General features: G+C 36.1%; 17 protein-coding genes. 5 read left to right on the top strand and 12 right to left on the bottom strand.

The features are described from left to right. Nucleotides 1-20: 20 nt before the first annotated feature. Nucleotides 21-1511, top strand: coding sequence for a glutamate synthase subunit beta (locus CXF71_RS00140; protein ID WP_101230974.1), 1491 nt, complete (start codon nucleotides 21-23; stop codon nucleotides 1509-1511). A gap of 93 nt (nucleotides 1512-1604) precedes the next feature. On the opposite strand, the gene CXF71_RS00135 is transcribed toward CXF71_RS00140, so the two are convergent. Both CXF71_RS00135 and CXF71_RS21775 read right to left on the bottom strand, forming a co-directional pair. Next, the gene (locus tag CXF71_RS00135; RefSeq protein WP_101230973.1) at nucleotides 1605-2624 is read right to left on the bottom strand and encodes a TIGR04552 family protein; all 1020 of its coding nucleotides are present in this window, start codon (nucleotides 2622-2624) and stop codon (nucleotides 1605-1607) included. Between the two features lie 544 nt (nucleotides 2625-3168). After that, nucleotides 3169-3297, bottom strand: a complete 129-nt coding sequence (locus CXF71_RS21775) for a hypothetical protein (protein WP_269800787.1) — start codon at nucleotides 3295-3297, stop codon at nucleotides 3169-3171. Nucleotides 3298-3614: 317 nt separating this feature from the next. On the opposite strand from CXF71_RS21775, the gene CXF71_RS00130 reads away from it, so the two are divergent. Beyond that, nucleotides 3615-3911: a hypothetical protein gene (locus CXF71_RS00130; protein WP_101230972.1), complete on the top strand. Its 297-nt coding sequence runs from the start codon at nucleotides 3615-3617 to the stop codon at nucleotides 3909-3911. 157 nt (nucleotides 3912-4068) lie between these two features. Here the strand turns inward: CXF71_RS00130 and CXF71_RS00125 are convergent, their stop codons facing one another. From CXF71_RS00125 to CXF71_RS00080, 10 genes are all read right to left on the bottom strand, one after another. Continuing rightward, nucleotides 4069-5364, bottom strand: coding sequence for an HD domain-containing phosphohydrolase (locus CXF71_RS00125; RefSeq protein ID WP_101230971.1), 1296 nt, complete (start codon nucleotides 5362-5364; stop codon nucleotides 4069-4071). A gap of 126 nt (nucleotides 5365-5490) precedes the next feature. Further along, nucleotides 5491-6591, bottom strand: coding sequence for an acyltransferase family protein (locus CXF71_RS00120; RefSeq protein ID WP_101230970.1), 1101 nt, complete (start codon nucleotides 6589-6591; stop codon nucleotides 5491-5493). A gap of 42 nt (nucleotides 6592-6633) precedes the next feature. After that, nucleotides 6634-7578: a glycosyltransferase family 2 protein gene (locus CXF71_RS00115; protein ID WP_101230969.1), complete on the bottom strand. Its 945-nt coding sequence runs from the start codon at nucleotides 7576-7578 to the stop codon at nucleotides 6634-6636. Beyond that, a complete protein-coding gene (locus CXF71_RS00110) occupies nucleotides 7538-8680 on the bottom strand; it encodes a polysaccharide pyruvyl transferase family protein (RefSeq protein WP_101230968.1) in 1143 nt (380 codons plus the stop codon). Before CXF71_RS00110 ends, CXF71_RS00115 begins: the two co-directional genes overlap by 41 nt. Continuing rightward, nucleotides 8673-9941, bottom strand: coding sequence for an O-antigen ligase family protein (locus CXF71_RS00105; protein ID WP_101230967.1), 1269 nt, complete (start codon nucleotides 9939-9941; stop codon nucleotides 8673-8675). Before CXF71_RS00105 ends, CXF71_RS00110 begins: the two co-directional genes overlap by 8 nt. A 283-nt stretch (nucleotides 9942-10224) precedes the next feature. Then, nucleotides 10225-11616, bottom strand: a complete 1392-nt coding sequence (locus CXF71_RS00100; RefSeq protein ID WP_101230966.1) for a GumC family protein — start codon at nucleotides 11614-11616, stop codon at nucleotides 10225-10227. Between the two features lie 7 nt (nucleotides 11617-11623). Then, the gene (locus tag CXF71_RS00095) at nucleotides 11624-12901 is read right to left on the bottom strand and encodes a polysaccharide biosynthesis/export family protein (protein WP_101230965.1); all 1278 of its coding nucleotides are present in this window, start codon (nucleotides 12899-12901) and stop codon (nucleotides 11624-11626) included. A gap of 301 nt (nucleotides 12902-13202) precedes the next feature. Then, the gene (locus tag CXF71_RS00090; RefSeq protein ID WP_101230964.1) at nucleotides 13203-13883 is read right to left on the bottom strand and encodes a sugar transferase; all 681 of its coding nucleotides are present in this window, start codon (nucleotides 13881-13883) and stop codon (nucleotides 13203-13205) included. Further along, nucleotides 13883-14950, bottom strand: coding sequence for a WecB/TagA/CpsF family glycosyltransferase (locus CXF71_RS00085; RefSeq protein WP_157826667.1), 1068 nt, complete (start codon nucleotides 14948-14950; stop codon nucleotides 13883-13885). Before CXF71_RS00085 ends, CXF71_RS00090 begins: the two co-directional genes overlap by 1 nt. Nucleotides 14951-15368: 418 nt before the next feature. After that, complete coding sequence (locus tag CXF71_RS00080) at nucleotides 15369-16100, bottom strand: putative nucleotide-diphospho-sugar transferase (RefSeq protein WP_101230962.1); 732 nt, start codon at nucleotides 16098-16100, stop codon at nucleotides 15369-15371. 492 nt (nucleotides 16101-16592) lie between these two features. Between CXF71_RS00080 and CXF71_RS00075 the strand changes: the two genes are divergently transcribed. The 3 genes from CXF71_RS00075 to CXF71_RS00065 all read left to right on the top strand — a co-directional run bounded on the left by CXF71_RS00075 (nucleotide 16593) and on the right by CXF71_RS00065 (nucleotide 20545). After that, on the top strand, nucleotides 16593-18071 hold the full coding sequence (locus CXF71_RS00075) for a sigma-54-dependent transcriptional regulator (RefSeq protein WP_101230961.1): 1479 nt from the start codon (nucleotides 16593-16595) through the stop codon (nucleotides 18069-18071). Between the two features lie 181 nt (nucleotides 18072-18252). Next, the gene (locus CXF71_RS00070; RefSeq protein WP_101230960.1) at nucleotides 18253-19521 is read left to right on the top strand and encodes an oligosaccharide flippase family protein; all 1269 of its coding nucleotides are present in this window, start codon (nucleotides 18253-18255) and stop codon (nucleotides 19519-19521) included. A 10-nt stretch (nucleotides 19522-19531) separates the two neighbouring features. Then, entirely contained in the window at nucleotides 19532-20545 is a 1014-nt protein-coding gene (locus CXF71_RS00065; protein ID WP_101230959.1) for a glycosyltransferase family 2 protein, read from the top strand. The last annotated feature ends 189 nt before the right edge of the window (nucleotides 20546-20734 follow it).

The following is a 20734-nucleotide window of genomic DNA, read 5'->3' as shown; positions in this document are numbered from 1 at the left end:
GCTGCCAAGGAGAATATATTATGGGAAATCCAACAGGGTTTATCAACGTAGGTCGTGCCTTGCCAACTGAACGCAACGCAGGTGAACGTTTAATTGATTGGCTTGAAGTATATGAAGAAATTCCACAAGCCGCTGTCGAGAAGCAAGCTTCTCGCTGTATGGACTGTGGTGTACCATTTTGTCAGTCAGCAAAGTCGGAGTTTGCTCCAGTCGTTGCCGGTTGTCCGGTAAACAATGTTATTCCTGAATGGAATGACTTGATTTACCGTGGTCGTTGGAAAGATGCAATAGAGTTATTACATAAAACCAATAACTTCCCTGAGTTTACCGGTCGAGTATGTCCTGCGCCTTGTGAAGGCGCCTGTGTACTGGGTATCAATGCTGATCCTGTCGCTATTAAATTGCATGAAAAAGAAATTATTGATCATGCCTTCAAAGAAGGTTGGGTTGTTGCCGTACCGCCAACAGCACGTACCGGTAAAAATGTTGCAGTAATTGGCTCAGGACCTGCAGGTCTTGCTGCTGCGGCGCAGCTAAATAAAGCGGGTCATATGGTTACTGTGTATGAGCGCGCCGATCGTATCGGTGGTTTGCTCATGTATGGTATTCCAAACATGAAATTGCAAAAGGAATTAGTGCAACGCCGTGTTGATATTTTAGCGGAAGAGGGCATTGTTTTTGTGACTAACACTGAAGTTGGTACTGACATTAGTGTTGAACAGCTTGAAACAGATTTTGACTCGGTAGTGCTATGTATTGGTGCTACGGTACCTCGCGATTTACCAGTTGAAGGGCGTGAACTTAACGGTGTTCATTTTGCTATGGATTTCTTGAAAGCAAATACCAAAAGCTTACTCGATAGCGAACATAAAGATGGTCAGTACATTAATGCGCAAGGCAAAAATGTGGTGGTTATTGGTGGTGGTGATACCGGTACCGATTGTATTGGTACCTCATTACGTCATCAGTGTAGCAGTGCTATCCAACTAGAAATCATGCCACGTCCGCCAGAAAAACGTGAAGAGAACAGCAATCCATGGCCACAATGGCCAAAACGTTTGTTGGTTGATTATGGTCAAAAGGAAGCCATTGCCATTCAAGGGCAAGACCCTCGTCAATACTTAGTGATGACTAAGAAAATTGAAAGTGATGACCAAGGTAATGTTAAAGCCGTTCATACTGTAGATATTACATGGGAGCGTAACGACAAGGGACAAATGTTCCCGCAAGAAGTCCCTGGTAGTGAAAAAGCTATTCCAGCTGATATCGTACTTATCGCGATGGGCTTTATGGGTCCTGAAGGTGGCTTGATTGAGCAATTTGGTCTTGAGCAAGACAATCGCTCTAACATCGCTGCAGAATACGATAAGTTTGCGACAAGCAAGCCAGGTGTTTTTGCTGCCGGTGATGGTCGTCGTGGTCAAAGTTTGATTGTGTGGGCTATTGATGAAGGAAGACGTTGTGCACGTGAGGTTGACAGTTACCTCATGGGTAAGAGTTATTTGCCTTAAGCACTTATTTTATGGAACTAACGACTAAACGTTAGTCTAGCGTTCGATAATTCATAACAAGCCTCACCGTATTAAGTACAGTGGGGCTTTATTTTATAAAAAAGGTAATACCCGCTTTCTTACTGCACTTTTTTGACGCTTTTTATATTCACCATGTGACGCGAGTCCTTCTCTCGTTTTAAGAAAACTACGGTAATCCATCATTTGAATTTCAAAAGGAAAGTAGAAACACAATTTTTGGCCATCCGGCTGCGTTATTTTAATGCGTTGTCGATACGTTATTTGCACAGAATGATAAGATAATTCACTAAACTCATTATTCATTTTAGCTTTGTCGGAAGAAGGGTAATCCATTGATTCCATGGTTTTTTTAATATCGTCGATAGGTATTCCTCGGCTAAGACATTGGTTTATCCATTCAATATCTAACAAGGTATTTCTAGAGCGAGATGGCTTTAAATTTGCGTAGGTAACAACATGTTTTTCCCGTAAATAAACAAGAATATCAAGCACATCAGACCGGGTGTGCGTTACAAAACGAATACCTATCCAATCGAAGATATCTGCGGCAACATTTTCTGCTTTATGTAATAACTTCATAGCGACAGCGCGCTTTGATTTAGCTTCACGAAATTCCACATCAACTAAGGTTATATTGCCAAATAAACATTCACTGTCTTGACGAACTATATGCTTTTCAAATCGACTGAATATTTGTTCTCTAATATCATCATAATAGATGTCGTTTAAATAGGAATAACTATGAGTTAAGGTATGTAAAACACGTAAAATAGCACCACTCCAAGGTGTAAATACTTTAGGCCCATGGCCTGAGGCATAGAGCAAATATTGACGGACATCTTTTTCAACCAACAATGCTTGAGGTATTGTTTCACCATCGAGCAATAACTCTTCTTGAATTAACTGTATCGCTTCTACTCTTATATTCTCGAGTTCAATAACATCCATGGCATCATGAATATCAAAACCATAACAAGTTAGATATTCCTCAGCTTCTTCGGCTGAATGTATGTGAATACGCTTAGTATCAATGAATGAACGTCCTTCTAAGGCTGTTCTAATAGAAGTACTTCTCCAAGGGTTAATATTCATAAAGGCCTTTATATAGATAGTTTGCAGTGATTTTTAACGGATATAGGGTTGATAAATATAATTTTGTATATTAACTATGATAGTTAAGACTCAGAACTATGGGGGTATTTTTGTACAGGAAGGGATAATTTAAAAGGTAGTGGTAATTGGCAATCACTTACCGGCAGTAAATTTTATTCAGAATACGCATGTGACGTTATTAAAGATCCAAATGGAAAAATGATGGCGCAGTGATAACTTTTAAAGATAATACTAAAGAAAAAGAGACCAAAGAAAAATTACTACACTTAGCTAATTTTGATTATTTAACTAATATCTCAAGCCGAGTTTATTTTCATGAGACTTTAAACAAGTCAATCGCGCGAGTAAACGTTACTTTATCAACCTAAAGTTTCATTGTTACACAAAAAAATTGGTCGGTTGTAAAGCGTTAATACGTTGGCTTCCTGAAGAGGGAGGCATAAAGTCTACAGTACATTGTGTCCCATTATCCTCAATAAAACCTAATTGAAACTTGCTAATGTAGCTTTTAGATAACCAAAAATTAATACGTTCGGCTTGATGCACCTTTAGCATTAACAATGGCACCTTCTGCTAGCGTGCGACATGAGAAGAATGAACTCAACAATTCTTCTCTTGTCGCACGGTGAAGTATTTTTTTACTCGTTTTCATGATACCCACTCATTTATGCTAATAAATAACCTGAACTTCGGATAAGCGAATTTGCCCAATAACGCTATTTAAGCGCCTATCAGCGTTATTTTTACTCCCAATAACCAGTTATTGGTTTGTAAAAATATCTTAATAGACACTTAAATTTCGTCACTGGAACTTTAAGTTACTTTGTTCATCTAACTTCAATAAGTTACAAAACTCTTATCCAAACCTCAGGTTAAATAAGCTAATTTCAATATAATTTAATCTCTTATAGACAAAGTGTTTTATTGATGTAATCTAAAATAACACTTTAATTTAATAAGAATAAAAATATGGAAAGACTTAAAGAATCTCAAGCAGCGCTCACTCTTATCTATAATGCTTATAATAAAGTAACAATTAATCCTTTAGCACCTTTAGATATTGATGATGAAGAGGGATTGAAGAAATTACTTAATACTGTGATGAACCGAGAGTCGGTCTCGCATATGCAAAATAAAAAAGCACTTAAAGAAAGTGTTGAGCTTCGTAGCTCTATAGCTGATGTACTCTTGTTGCTAGATAATTGTGATATTAAAGAAATTAAAGCTAATATGAAAAAAGCGGCAGCGGCAGAAGCTGTAGAATAAGGCTTTACGCACGGTTAAAACTAATAACGTGTATTTTCAGACCCTGTAACAAAATCTGTTACAGGGTCATTTATTGAAGTCCTAGCCGGCAGCTTACACAATATTTTTATATAACCTTAAGTCTTTCGGAAGGTATATTATTTAAGTTCGGTCAGCTTTACTCTGCTCTTTGAATGAAAATAGAGAATTGTTCGTTACGCTCATTGCTTATCTCTACTAATTTATCTATATGACTTTGCTCAATGATCGTCCCTTTTGTTAGTAAGACACTAGATGAGTTGTTTACCACGTCTTGCGTTAATATTAAACCCTCACACAACTGCATTAAGTCTATTGGAATTTCTAGGTTATTCACTTTTGTACTCCCAGGCAGTGCTGAAAGCATATCGAGATATCGTGATATTAATTTAGGTTCAAATCGGCTTCCTGACATTTTATTCAGTCGTTGTTTTGCTTCAATGACTGAAATGGGTTTTATATGTTGTCTCCCGATCACTAAATTATCAAAGTGAGTTACCATCGCTAGTATACGTGAACCAAGTGGTATATCGTCAGCGCTTAAGTGTTCAGGTAAGCCCGTTCCATCGAAGTGCTCGGGGATATGCTTGATTATTTCAACAACAAACGCAAGCTCATCAACGTCATTCAATAAATCAGCACCTATTTGGTAAAAACTATCAAACAGAGATTGCTCCTGATGATTAAGTTGGTCATAAGGTTTTTTTAGCAATGTTTGCGGTAATGCTATTTTTCCTGCCTCATATAATAAACCAGCGATATAGATTTGATAGCTCAGTAATTTATCACAGTCTAATAGTTCGGCAATATAACGGGCGTGCGAGGCTATTCTATAATTGTGTTGGCTGTATTCTTCATTATGTAAAGCAATACTGTTGGCGTATACGCCGACAAAGGTATTAAAGGTTCTTTTCAAACGTGAAAAACTCTTTGCTTCCTTGGTTGAAATTAAATCGAGTTTCTTTTTACTTTCATTAATTTCGAGCTCCATCGAGCTATTTAATAAAGAGAGTTTAGCGTTTTTCTCTTTATTAACTCTGATCAACTTCTTGGTACTTAATTCAGATAAATAAACTGTAAAAGCAGCTTTCAATTCACCAACGAGCTCGATATTATCCCAAGGCTTAGCAAAGTAGTGGCTGATTTTTCCTTCATTAACGGCTGCAACAGTTAGGTTAATATCTGCATGACCAGTCAATAAAAATCGCTTTGAGCTAGGGTTAATTTCACTAATATGACCTAAGAGCGTTGCACCATCCATTGTGGGCATTCTCATATCAGACAATACTAACGGTATTGGCTTGTCTCGATAAAATTCAAGCGCAGCAAGGGGGTCAGAAAAAAGAAACAATTCAAATTCTTTTCTTAAGGCTCTATTTAGTGCACTGAGAACCTCCTTTTCATCATCAATAACCAATAAAGCCGGTTTGCTCATCTCTTCATCCTTAGGTTTTACCAATGTCTCAATTTAATATAATACTTCTACATAATAATAGGGGGTTTTCTCTAAAAATTATTTAGTTATTGCTCTATATTGTCAAACGTTTCGCTATAAAACCGATTATTTCAGGCTTGCATTAGCTAACTTGTTAAACACATTGACCACCTTATTAGGGAGGCATTGTATTTTAATAATTAATTCATACAGCGTACTCATAAACATCCTTCTCCATACTGTTGACAGGCGTACTTCTATCACTCTATACATAAAATATGAAACAGATAAAACAATGGATATTGTGACGATATATATAAAAAATTTGTTTTCTTCTGTGCCGTATTTTGAAATAAACATATAACCAAAATGGGCATGAATCAAATATACAGGATAGGTTAATGCACCCAGTGTTTTTGACAAGGGAAGTGTTAATGATTGTGCCTTTTGTGTATTCATAAAAATAAAAAAAGCAAAGAAACAAATAATAATTAACCCGACAATATATTCTGAAAAAACTACGCCCATAGATTCTGACTTTACTAATGCTTGCTCTGTTGAATACAACAAACCTAAGCCAAAAGAGATGATGATTGATAAGATATTCTTGAGCGATTTATCTATTTGCAATAGCGCAAATAAAGCCCCAGCAGAAAAATAGTAGAAATATCCACCAAGATAGGGAAGGTCATCATGACCTGTGATAAATGCACCTAGCATTGCGATAGGCCATAGCATGAATAACTGATTTAAATGATTTTTCAAACCAATAATCAGTAAAAAGAAAACCAAGGCATAAAACTTTACTTCATAGACTAATGTCCAGTAAACACCGTCAACATGATCAATACTTAGGTAATTCTGTAGCAGTGTAAAGTTCATCATTATTTGACTAGGAGTTACTGACATAAGATCGCCTCCCCAATACCATGCAAAGAGAGATGTAAAAATCACTGCAAACCAATAGGAAGGATAAAGCCGGATTGCTCTAGATAACGCAAACTCGGCAGGAGTCCTATTTTTAGCCGAGTTAAAAATAACAAATCCACTTATCATAAAAAACAATTCAACCCCAAGATATCCATATTTGGTGAATTCAATGAGTGAATCTACATGCTTTAAGGACTCAATTTTTCCATTAGCTATGCCATTAAAAGTATAATGGAAGAACACAACGATTACAGCGGCAAAAAACCGACCATAATCTAACAATTCTAATCTTCTCATTTGTAATACTCCCTAATTATAGATTCATCAATTAATTGCTAATTACGACTGCTTGTTATAAATAATATTTGTTAACCACTGACTGGTTTGTTGTATCCATGACAGTCCATATAGGCCAACTAAATGCTTAGGTTTTAATTTGCAACGAGGGTCTGATAACAATGTTCTCGCTTGAGAAAAATGCCCATTACCAATATTAAGTTTTGCCAGATGACACAAATGCGTAGCACTATATTTAAGCATATCTTTAGCACTGCTTCTTTTTGTATCTTTTCTGGCTTCTTTAGTAATACGGACGCTAAAGCCACATTCCGTTGATGGGATATTATTTTTACTTGCTTGGTTTTGAGCATCTTTATGATAAAGAGAATGAATATTGGGTGAATAGGCAATAGGGGTATTTAAAGCAACACGACAAAATAAATCTTGATCCTCTCCAATGGGTTCATTTAGCGGAAAACCTCCAATTGACTGAAATAATGAACGCTCAATTACCATAGAAGACATGGTAAAAGGTAAATCGCCTTGTGCCGCAATATTAAAATAATTGTCTAGTATCACGCCTTCGGGATTCATATTTTCTAGCTTAATTTTAGCATCACAATAAGTGTTTTCAGAGGCGACTATTTGATAGCGTGTGCCAAAAAATTTCGCTTGTGGAAACTTCACAATTAATCGTGCAACTTCATCTAAAAATAGTGGTAACCACTGGTCATCGGCATCTAAAAAGGCAATATATTCATGACTCGCTAAGGATACACCGTTATTACGAGCTGCAGATACTCCCTGATTTTCTTGATGAATCAGCCTAACATTCTTCATGTTAGCATTTTTGACTATTGCAGGGCCTTCATCGGTAGAGCCATCGTCGATAATTATAATCTCTGCTGCAGGGTATTTCTGCCACTCAACACTTTTTAGCGTTCTTAAAATATGTTCTGCTTTATTAAATAGTGGAATAACGACTGTAAAATTTAAATTGTTCATTTTTAATACTCCAGTTAGATAAAGAATTTTTTAAAGCGTTGTTTACAGATAATGTAGGTTGTTGAAATTTAGTTGAGACACCGAGTTTTATTTGAGCAACGATTTGTTCAATGGGTAGGTTAAATAAATCTATTTGATAGTCTTCAGGCATACCAATATCGTCGCACCATCCTTTGCATTTACTATGATAATTGATAGATAAAACGGGGGTGTTAGCTAAATAGCCAAGAATAGAACCATGTAAACGCATACTTAAAATAGCTTTATAACTTGATAGATTGTTAAGTAATGCAATAGGGTTTGGTTCATATTTTTTGATTGATACAGGAATGCTTTTATCTAAACGAGCAAGAATATTGTTATTAATTTTCCAATCACCTAATACATCGTGACCGTTAAATTCTATTAACGTAATAGGCTCGCCGGTTTGTACATAGAGTTGGGTAATTAATTGCACAAATTGTTCTACTCTTTTTTCTTCTTTAGTTTTATCGGTTTTTCCCATGGCATCAATGGCAACTGAGCATAATGTTAAAGCAATACCTTGGCGTTCGTTAACCGTTGGCTTGTATTGATTTGAACACAATAACAATGGCGCTAAATCAAATGTTTTATGCACGTTTGCATGCGGAGCAATGGCTTGTGCTATATCTAAACTGGCGCTATCTCTAACACCTATGTAACCACATTCATTTAAAAATTTTGCGCAAGACTTTTCAGCAGCGCTAGAGTTAAAAGGTCCTATACCAACACCTACAGCTAAGCTTTTTTTCTGGTTAGCTAAAGACATTAACTGTCTTTTAAGATTGATGTCAGTCTCACTATGTAATACTGAACCGCCACCAAAAATGATACGTTTACTCTGAATGGCTGTTTTATAATGTAATAGTCTGTTTTGTCCCGAAAATTGTTGAGTAAACTTTAACGAAAGCTGGTGATCACTTTGTGTTTCTCTGCTGTAATCACCATATAAACCTACTTTCGTGTTATTACATCCAAGAATGTTTTTAGCCGCCCATGCAGTGGCATACATTAGGGCGTCATCACCGCTATTGCGCATACCGTAATAACCGACTAAATATGCATCATATTTCTTAAACATACTTTTCTCCTGATTTTAATGGGTTAAGTGCAATACCAATCCATAAAAGTGCTGGCCAGTAAATAAAACTTAAAATTTCTAGGTTTTCAAAAAAAGAGTAACAAATAAAAACAACAAGCATTAACGCTGCGGTATAACAAATTTTGCTTTTCAGACTGTGCCAAAATAAGTAAATACAAGTAAAAGCTAAGGGAATTGCTAACGCTAATAATCCCACAATCCCTTTTACAAATAACAATCCGTACCAACTATGATGTGAGCCGATAGGCATACCCTCAACAATTTTAGGACCTTTCTCTACAATGCCGTGCCCCCAAATAGGTGCTTCGGATTCCCAGCGCTGTAGTGCTAAAACTTCTAAGGTGTTACGGACACGTGTTGAACCAGGACGCGAAGCTTTAATATCTAAATAGCTATTGTTTAGCCAATTAAATAAAGGCTCACCTAATAAGACGATGGCAGGAATTACGACACCAATAACGATTAATAACACAGGGTTTTTAAAATATTTATGTAGTAAACATAACGGTGTTAAAGCGATATAAATAACCCAGCCAGCACGCGATTGAGACAACAAAGACATCACAAAACTGCCTAATAAACCGGTATTTCTCCAAAAATTATCTTTTTCTTGGCAAGTAAAAATCAAAAATATACATGCCATAAAACCTGCAGCCGGAGCCCAAGGGGTGAAAAACCTCCAACGTCCGGCACCTGTTTCAGGGTTTAAGCCGAATAAACTCACGGTAAAAAAGGTTTCGCCAGGGCCACCAATAACTTTTAGAGGAGAAACAAATAAATCGCCATGAACGCCAGCCATATAAAGAACAATGGTGATAACAGCAAAAATTAATGAATGGAATGAAACAATGCATACGGCTCTGATCAGTAATTGCGGTTTGATATCTACAAATGCACCAATAAATAAAAATAGTGGCATAAGGGCCCAACCTTTAGCCCAACCAAGGGACGATTTAATTGTTTTCGCTATGCCTAAGTCCCAATTTGAATGACCAATGAATAACGCCAACAGCATAAACAGACCTCCAATTACCCATAACCAAACAATGACAGGTATGGCTGCAAGTTCGTCTTTACCGTTGACATACCAGCGTAGTAAAACGACGGCAAATATCATCCAACCTAGCACTGAACCCATAATATAAAGACCACCAAAAGCAAAGAATGGATAAGTTAGTGTTAACCCGAACCAGATCAGCTTTTCTTCAGTAGATTGTGGGTTAAGTCGTTTAGTTGTCATGTGAGCATCAGTCCAAATATGAATAATTAACGTTTTTAATAAAGGTAATGTGTTACTTCTGTTTACTTTGTTTATTCACTAAAACGGTTTTGTTACTCCTTGTATTGCTAAAGGTGTGCCAACACCATTAATAAATTTCAGGCTATTGATATCTTTGGTTTTATTTGTTTTTGGCGGTTTTGTGTTGAAGGAAGGTAAATCAGTAAATTGCAAAATAAAAAGGTTATTTTCATTTTGCAATTCATTATAAATTGTTGATTAGTTATTAATTACTTAAACTAATTTAATCCCTTTTAAGAATTATGTTAATTAACTTATTACGTTGCGATAAGATAATTAATCCTAAGGTGATAAATATAAATCCGGTTATTGCGCCAATAAAAGCAATGATATTTTTAGGGCTACTTTGTTTCGTTGGATAAGAGGGCGTTGTTAACATTTGCAGTACAGGATAAGACGCAAAAACATCTGATTTACTTGCTTCAAGTCTTGCTGCTGCTGAGGTAAATATTGCTTCCGCCATGTTAAATTCTCTTTGTAAACGTTCTAATTCAACAATTTCTCGTGAATAAATTTTTAATTGATCACCTAAATGGAGTGCGGAGCGACCTAAGTCTTCTAACATTGACTCTTGTCCCTTTTGCTTTGCATAAGCGTCAATTAAATCAGCAAACAATTCAGATCGTTTTGGATTTAAATCTAAATTCAATGAATTAAATATTTCATTAGAATTAACACCGTACATTTGACTACTTCTTTCGTTAATCGCAATACGGGTAAAATTTAATCTTTTCTGTTGCGCTTTAACTTTTGGATGATTAACTCCCCACCGTGAACTGTATTCTGTGAGTTGGGTTATGCTTTCTTTTAGTTCTGTAATGTAAGCACGAAACTCGACATCTGATTGAAGGGCAAACGCTTGCCCAGCTAATTTTGGTGACACACCTAACTCTTCACTTAACTGATATATATATTCTTGTAATTGTTTTGCTTCGGCTTTGATATAAAGGTGCTTTTCTCGAACACCTGAAAGGGTTCTCACCAGTTGGTTCATTTGATCTGTTGACACCACAATAGAGCGTTGTTGAAAATCAACAATAGCGTTACGCGTTATGTTCATTCGTTCTCTATATTGGTCAAGCACTTGTTTAATGCTGCGATCACGACGTAATACTTCGTCAGCTCTTAAGTTATTTAACTCATCTTGTAAAGATTCATATAGCGCAAGCGTTTTTGCTTGTGCTAGGTCCTTGCCATTAGCACTCATCTCAAGTGAAATAATTGAAGTTTGTTCGGTAAGTTTAATTTTAGGCTTACCAAGGCTTTCAATTGAGATATGTAGTTTTTTTGCTGCACGCGCTCTTACACCTCTACTCGATAACATCTCTTTATAATTAACACGAGGGTTAAAGCCACCACCAGAAAAAGGCGTGTTAGTTTGTGAGACAACTTGACCAACATTATCAAGAGATACGCTGTTACTACTGCCAGTACCGGGCAATACCATTTCCATATCGCTGCTAAATGATGGCGCTTTATTTAAATAAATGAGTACAAGTAGAGCAACCATGACATAAGAAGCTAAAGCGACAACCAAATATGGGCGCTTCAATACAGCGTATGTTTGTGCTCTAAATAACCCAAACTTTGTTAATGGAATAATAGGGTACTTCATAAATCACCTATAATAATTTGAATGGAATAATAAGATCGGTAAGGGTTTTGGCAATATCTCGGTAGTTGGTAATATCTGAATCGTAACAAGCAACCGCATCATTTGGCATAAGGTAAGGATTAATTTGCCCTTTATTAGGCATAGTCATCAACTCTTCAACGGAACGTTCAATAACTTGCGTTTCACCTGTGATTGGATTTCTACTTGAAAGCACGACTCTACGCGGTGCATTAGTCCACTCTTTACCACCAACGCAATTAGCAGAAACCGCAGCCTGAAGTAAACGTGTGCCATAGGGCAAACTTGTTGCAAATTTACCGATACCAGCACTCGCATTATCTCCCGCAGAATCAATCAGGTTAGACATAAAAACACGAAAACCTTTAGGGGTAATTTGGCTTGGTCTAACTAAATGCGGTTGAAAGCAACCTGTACTAGGCACTATTACTCGGTCACCGGCCACTAAAGGGTAATCTTTTACCAAGTCACCCGTTAACATGCCCGTCATATCTATTTGTACTTGCCAGCCTTTACGTATCAAAATTATCTGGTCTAATTTAGCGTCCGGTCTAATACCTGATGCTGTTCTAATTGCTTCAGACAATAAACGCGTGGGTGAATAATCACCGTAAGCTGCTAAATGTTCGGCGTTTTGAACGCCCTTAGGTCTTCTATTGATTAATACGGTACCGGGATTAAATACAGCACCAGCAACAGAAACTGAAATAGATGACCAATTCAACACATGTATCGTGACACTTGCGTTGGCGGGTTGAAATATCTCAGCCCTAACAAGGGCCAATTCAATTTTATCCTCTAATGTATTAGTTGTTGCTCCTCCCGCTTCTATAATACCTATCAATGGAAGTTTTACATATCCAGCGTTATCAATAATATAACGTCCATTAAAACCTTCACCATCTTCTATTAATACTTCAACTAAATCTCCAGGACTTAATATTAAGCCTTGAGCCAAAATAAGGTCATTCTCACCCGTCGCTATAATGCTGGTAGTCGTTAAATTAATGGGTTTGTCTGTTCTATAATTTAATGCTGCCCCCATATCTTTAAATTGACTACAATTTAAACCCTCAGCGAAGACGCTATTGGGGGCCTTTTCATGAATAAAGTCATCGCCATTATCAGCAGGCATGCCATAAAATCGAAGTGCAGACTTATCCATGTTTTCTGAAGAATGCCTAGCACAACCTTGTAAAGCCAAAGTTGCAAACAAGGCAACGAGTAGGGGTATCATTTTATAATTGTTAAATGGCTGATACAGCATAATATTCTCCATGATAAGGTTAACGCTCTAAACACTAATCATTAATTGCACTTAACGTACCAACTGTAGGTTTGTTCTTTAGTTATTGTTTTATATGGTATTTATGTTTTTTAATGAGGGGAGGGATATTGTGTTTTGCAATGTGCAATGCGTTTTCTCAATTTTGCAAAATGCTATTTACAAGGAAATAACCAAAATTGGTAGAGATACATCATAAAAAAGTGAATTGATAATAGGCTTTATCAATTCACTTTTTTAGTTCATGCCTAAATGATGCTGTTGTGCGCAGTGCTTGTTAATTTTAATAAGCACCTTTTGCACTTAAAACAGCAGGAATGGTGAGCGCTATTATTTTACAATCCATTAAAAAGCTTTGCTGCTTAATATACGTTTTGTCTAACTTTAACTGTTCTTCAAAATTAGTATCTGCACGACCAGACACTTGCCATAAGCCCGTTAGACCCGGTTTGGTAAATAATCGTGTTTGAACGTCGTTATCATACTCATAAGTTTCAATAGATAAGGCAGGCCTAGGTCCTACCAAACACATATCACCTCTAACAATATTAAATAACTGCGGGATCTCATCTATCGAATATTTTCTAATAAATTGGCCTGTTTTGGTAATTCGAGGGTCATTAATATACTTCTTACAAACACCTTCACGAGAGCTTTGTGTAGGGTCTGGCTCTTGATAATGAGGGTCAGTTTTTAAGTACATAGAGCGGAACTTATACATTTTGAAATGTCGACCATTTTCACCGACTCTTGTTTGCGAGAATAAGGCACTACCCGTACTTTCAGTTTTGATGAAAATAAACACTAATAAAAGTAATGGGCTTATTAATAGTAACGCAATTAGCGCAACGCTTTGTTGCAAGATAACTGGTATCCCTTTATGTTTGAAATTTTTTATTATATGTTGAGGAGTACCCGTAATTAATACGTTGTTTTTAACTTGTTGCATAATTTGAATAGTCATTATTTTTCCCCTGTATTCACTAAACCAAGAAAGAAAGTTCTATATAAAAAAAGCGGGTTACCAATAACATAACGATTGAACTTATTACGAGGTTCTTGTATTAAACGCCAAACCCATTCCATACCAATTTCTCTTAGCCACATAGGTGACCGTGAGATATTGCCAGAATAAAAATCAAATAGTCCACCTACAGCTAATGCGGTTTTGCACTGCAACTTATCTCTATGTTCGAGTAACCATTTCTCCTGTACGGGTGATCCCATAGCGACTAATAATATGTCGCAACCACTGTTATTTATTGATTCAATAATTTCATCGGCATTATTATCTTCGTTAAAGCCATGTTCAGTACCCGCAATATTGAGTCCTGGGAATTGATTGCATAATTGACTTGCGGCCTGTTTAGCAATACCTGGTTTTGCCCCAAAGAAATATAAAGATTGCTTGCTTTGAACACAGCTCCGACAAAGGTGAGGCAACATGTCCGTACCATTATTATTACCGTTAAGAAGAAAACCCGCTTTTTTCGCTGCTAATCTCATGCCTGATCCATCAGCAAATAAGGCATTTGCTTTACTTAGTTGATTAAAAAATTCAGGGTCGCTTATTGACAAGTTAATTGAATTTACGTTGATGAAAAAACCTATATTAGTTTTATTTTGATGTGTCTGTGTTATCCAATCGACAGCTTCTGCCATCGAGGTGTTGTTAACGTTTAAACCAAATAAAGATAAGACCTTAGCTTTGTGAAGTTTTTGTATTGTTCGACCATAAAAAACAACGGACATAAAACTTTTTATCATAAGCGCTAAATAGTCAACGGCATTACCATTAAGCTGCTGTTCAAGTAATTGCTCTTTACTCATTATTGTTAAACCCGTTTTAATGTGTAAATCATACAAACTAAAAACGCCTGCTTTACACTTTATTTGGTTGATAACACAAAATTGCATGTCGGGTGAAAGTCGGTGAGTTAAAGGAATACCGCAAAAAGAAATCCTTCCTGAGTAAATATCAAATAGCGCAGCAGTTTTGACCCAAATACCACAACTAAAGTTATGTAACATTACCGTTCTACTTAAAGCATCTGTTTTATGCTGTATTGAGAAGATGTTTCTTTTAGTGCATAAAGCCAACAGTATATTTATCAGGAAGCAGGGGAGGAGCATTATAATAAGCACAAGGGCTACAGGGCGATCTATAAAAGTTCCACTGTACTGATGATTAATGGAATCGTAATGCTTGAAGGATTGAGTCATCGTTTGAAGTGAAAATTTAGTATTTATCATTTCGGTTAACCTGAAGTAGTGGTAGTTAACCTGTACATTGCTTAAGGTATGCCAACCTGTAGTTTTATTTTAGTGAGCTGTAATTAAAGGGGTTTTTATATTTATGGTTGTATCTTTGTTATTTTTCTTAAAATAGGAAGCATGATATATTGCAAAATAAAAATTAAATTATCACTTTGCAATATACCGATGATTTTTAAAGACAGACAAGTTTTGAATAGATAGATAGAATGACATTTGTTTCTCGTGACAAAATATCTTCATTAGGTTTTATAGCTGTAACTGATTTGTTTTTATTGACTAAAGCCAATAGTCGGGCAGATAGGAAAAAAACTATTTTATGAAAAAAATTATTTACAAAGCCAGTTCTCATAGGACCACAATTATGATGACGAATATAATCTTTTAACTGATAATCGAAGGTGTTATTCCACTTTTGATCTAGCTCTACTATAAAAGGCACACCTTTACTTAGTTCAATCACATGGCCATTTTCCCCCCAGCCCACATCGTTTTCGGTTTGAACTTTATTAAATCTGGCATCAATAATACGCGTAAGCCATGTTATGGTTTGTGCATTATTTCTTGCTAAAAGCACACCTGAATTGAATCGATTAGAATATCCTTTTGCCATATAAACATATTTTCCGGCTTGAAATACATCGGTTAAACTAGGGCAATTTGGGTTAACCATAGTATCGGCATCCAAAAATAGCACATTTTCATACCCTGACAATAAAGCTGCTCGTATTAATGTCAACTTAAGCCAACAACACTCTACCCCTAAAGCAGAAACATAAGGACGCGTTACTGCTTGGTGAACATAGCCGTATTTTTTTGCATAATGTAGATGAGACTTCAGCTCTCGTTGATACATCCATTGATAACCGTTTAGAGCAATACTAAGTATTAACGTTTTATGTTCCATAAATTTCACCTTTGCAGTTAACCAACAATGTTTATCTCATTGAAGGTTAACTGCAATATTTGCTCCATCTATTTCACGAGTGTATTTCTTCAGCATAAATGGTCACTACAGAAGATATTCGGTTAAACCCTTTTTAACCATTTGATCATTGCATTGCATAATGCGAATGTATTCGGCTATCAAGGGTAATAATTTATGATGAGTTATGTTGTTGTTATAGTTAGTACTCTCTAATGTTTTACTTACTATTTTTCATTATTGTATTTCAGTATGTTTGCTATTATGGCTAAGTAATGGATATATTTATTTATCAACCGTATATTAATCACGAATATCAACTATTCTTTATCTATATAAAAAATAAATGTTTATTATCGGTACACACTTTCTCCATTAAATAATTATAAATTTAACCACTGTTATTCAACATTCTACTTAGCTTATGTTGAATGCTATTTATATGATCGATAATCACAATTTTAAGGGTTGGGAATGCAGAACTTAAATAAACCAAGAATTTTATTTGTAGATGACGAACGTGCAATCCTGCATGCTCTCGAACGTATTACCAAAAAATTGGATGCTGTTATTTTAACGGCTTCTTCTGGGCAAGCCGCACTTGATATCATTAATGAGTGTCCTGTCGATGTGATCGTGTCTGATTTTAATATGCCAAACATGGATGGCAATCAATTGCTGCAACAAGTCGCTAAAATTTCTCCTGAAACAGTTCGTATGGTGCTGACAGCCCATGGCGATATGGAAATGATTGTTAATTTAATTAATAATGGCCATATTTGGGGGTTTCTTCAAAAACCCTGGGATAACTTCGATCTTATCGTAAAGTTAAAACAAGCCTTACAATTACAGCAAGTTTTGGCTGAAAGAACGTTAATGCGAAGAACAATTGATCAATATCAAAAATATCATAAGTCTAATTTTGAAGGCTTCATCGGTGACTCAGTCGCTATGCAATTTGTTTATTCGTGTATTGAACAAAGCGCACCCAGTAATGCTTCTGTCTTTATCACTGGACCTAGTGGCGCAGGTAAAGAAGTGGCTGCACAAGCAATTCATCGATTAAGCAAAAAGAAAAATGGACCCTTTATTGCGTTAAACTGTGCAGCTATTCCATCAGAGTTAATGGAGTCAGAAGTGTTTGGTCATATTAAAGGAGCATTCTCTGGCGCTGTTTCTAACCGGGATGGGGCTGCTTCTCTGGCAAATGGTGGTAGCTTATTTCTTGATGAAATAGGTGAGATGGATATTGGTTTGCAAGCAAAGTTATTGCGATTTATTCAAACAGGTTGTTTTCAAAAGGTGGGGAGTGGTAAAGAAGAAAAAGTGGATATTCGTTTTATTAGTGCTACGAATAGAGAGCCACAAATGGCCATCAATGAAAAGAAATTACGTGAAGATCTTTTTTATCGCTTAAACGTTATTTCAATCGATTTACCGGCCTTAAATGAGCGAGATAATGATATTTTGAAATTAGCTGAACATTTTTTAAGCCACTTTAGTGAAATTGAAGGTAAAGTGTTTGCTGGATTCTCTTCTGGCGCGGAAGCGTTAATAAAATCTTATTCGTGGCCAGGTAATGTTCGCCAGTTACAAAATATCGTTCATAGTTCAACCGTTATGTCTGAAGGACCTCTTATTTCTGAAAAGATTATTGTTCAACAACTTGGTAGGCAGAGTAAACAACCAGAGCCTAAGCGTTATACTCAAAAAGAAAGCAGTAATCCTCCAATAACTCAGCACAATCAAAATACCAATGTTCATCCGGTTAATCATTCATCACCATCACCATCACCATCAATTATCACACTGGCTGAAGTTGAAAGACAAACCATTGAACAGGCTATAGAGTTATGCCAAGACAATATAGTAAAGGCTGCAAGCGAATTAGGTGTGAGTCCATCAACACTCTATCGCAAAATTCAGCAATGGCAAACATCACCAGTAGATTAAGTGCATTCCTAATATGCAAATAACCACCGTAATGATTTTCATCATGCAAATAGTCGCGGTGGGTAGATTTATTATTAAATAAAATACATATTAATCAGTCGATTAAAAAAAACTACAGAGTGGAATGAATCTTGAAGCAGTCTTGTTAATTGTTAATTAATGATGATTCAGGAATATTCTAATGCAGTTGATACAATTTTTTAGAATACAATTAAATTCAGTCATTGAGCTTTTATCAAATGCCGTTTGGTTACTCAGTGCTGAATTTGTAGCAAAAATATCACGAATATTCACTATTATCGTGCTAGCTGCACAATTATCCCCCACGTCCTACGGTACTGCCATTTTAGCCTTAGCATTTCATGATGTTTTTGGATTGTTGTTACGTGCAGGTGTTGGCAGTCAAATTATCAATTGTAAACCCCATAAACTAGAAGGTTTTGCTAAAAATGGCATCATAATCCAATGGGGTATTTGCTTAACCATAGCGGTAGGTCAATTCAGCTCAGCCAGCTACCTTTCATCACTTTATGATAATGATAATATTACTATTTTATTACAAATTATGGCGGTAATTTACCTTTTGTATCCTTGGGTAAGTATTAAAATATTTCTGTTACAACGTGAAAATCAAATGCGCTGGTTCAGTATTAGAAATGGCCTGTGCGTAATCATTGAAAATTGCACAATAGCCATTTCGGCTTTATTAGGGGCCGATATCTTATCAGTCGCTTTAGGTAAGGTTGCTTTTTCAATATTTTGGTTATTGTTATTTTCATTTTCACCCGTTAAAACATTTGGAGTGGGTTTTAACCTCTCTATTATTAATCAGATGCTACAAACCTCAGGTAAATTATTCAATACTGAATTTCTACGTGGCATACGACTGCACGCTGATACTTTTATTGCTGGTAAGTTGTTAACCCCTGAGCTTTTTGGCTTCTATAGCTTTGCGAAGAACGCTGGGGTTGGCTTAAGTCAGTCAATTAGCCAAGTCTATATTGGTGCTTTATACCCTTACTTGTGTAAATTAGAGAGAAAAGGGCAGTTGTTAGCACAACAAAATAAAGTCTTGGCTATTTCTTTATGCATTGGCTTTCTTTTTGTTATTCAAGCGCTAGTAGCGCCCATTTATGTCCCTATTTTATTTGATGAAAAATGGTCTTCAGCAGTACCTATCATCACAATATTATGTTTAGTCGCGCTCCCTAATTTAATGATAGATATTGTCTGTTGTATGCAGCGCGTAACAGAGCAATACCACCGTGAAACAATGACTCGATTCATATGCCTTTTTATTAGCCTAGTAACGCTTTTCATATTTACGCCGAATGAGCCTATGGAGTTTGCTTTGGTTATCTTTTTTAGTAGTTTATTTTGTTTGGTTCCAATTTTTTTTATTAATGTAATTAAGCCCGTTAACAACATTTTACGTACTGTAATTCGATAGGAGAAAACACATGTTAGCTAATTCAATTCCCGTAGTGTCGGTCGTTATTCCAATGTATAACGTAGCAAAATATATAGAGCAAAGCATTAATAGTGTCTTACAACAAAGTTACCATCATTTCGAACTTATTCTCGTTGATGATGGTTGTGTTGATGATACCTTGAATATAGTTAATAACTTTACTGATCCGCGTATTCGGATTGTTCGCCAAGCTAACAGAGGTTTATCGGGTGCTCGAAATACCGGTATAGAGGCTGCTAGAGGAATATACATTGCCTTATTAGATGCCGATGATTATTGGGCAGCGGATAAACTAACAAAGCACATTAAGCATTTAAGTGCCAACCCTAAAGTAGGGATTAGTTATTGCCCCTCTTTATTCATCAATGAAGACGGTGAACTTTTAGGTGTTGGCCAATTTCCTAAGCTTAAGAACATCACGAAACAGCATATATTTTGTCGAAACCCTGTTGGCAATGGCTCTTCCCCTGTCATTAGAAGATCCGTATTATCAGAAGTAGGCTATTTTGGTGTTAATAAAGATAAATACCGTAGAATGTATTTTGATGAAAGTTTAAGGCAATCTGAAGACATTGAACTTTGGACAAGAATAGCCTTAAACACAACATGGCAGTTTGAAGGAATTAGCCAACCGCTAACGTATTATCGTGTTAACGATTCAGGTCTGTCGTCCGATGTAGATAAACAGTTTGCCAGTTGGCAACACGCGGTAATGTTAAATAAAGCGTCTGATCCAACGTTCTTCAAACAGTTTTACAGCTTAGCTAAAGCGTATCAGTTAAGGTATCTAGCCCGAAGAGCGGTACAATCAAAAAATAAGCTCTCTGCATTTAAACTTATTCACCAAGCAATATACTGTGACTACAGAATTATTTTTCAAGAGCCTAATCGAACGATTATGACGTTGTGTTGTGCTTGGTTGAAGTTTTTACCAAGTAAGCTTTATAGTCGTATAGAGAAATTTGCCATGTTAAATTTTGGTAACAGTTCAATCAAACATTAATTTTATATATTGAACCTCAACTCTATTTATGAATTCAATTGTATCTTATCGACTAAGCTTAATAACTATTAGGTTGTCGATAACTCAGCTAGATGTTGTGTGATGTAAATAGGAACTAAACAGCAGGTGGGTTTATTGATTTATATTAATAAACGATGTAATTCAAATATCATTCAATTAATCTACATT

Origin of the sequence: Colwellia sp. 12G3 (assembly GCF_002836775.1) — a bacterium.
In the GTDB taxonomy this organism is placed as follows: Bacteria; Pseudomonadota; Gammaproteobacteria; order Enterobacterales; family Alteromonadaceae; genus Colwellia.
This window is presented reverse-complemented; position numbering and strand designations above follow the sequence as displayed.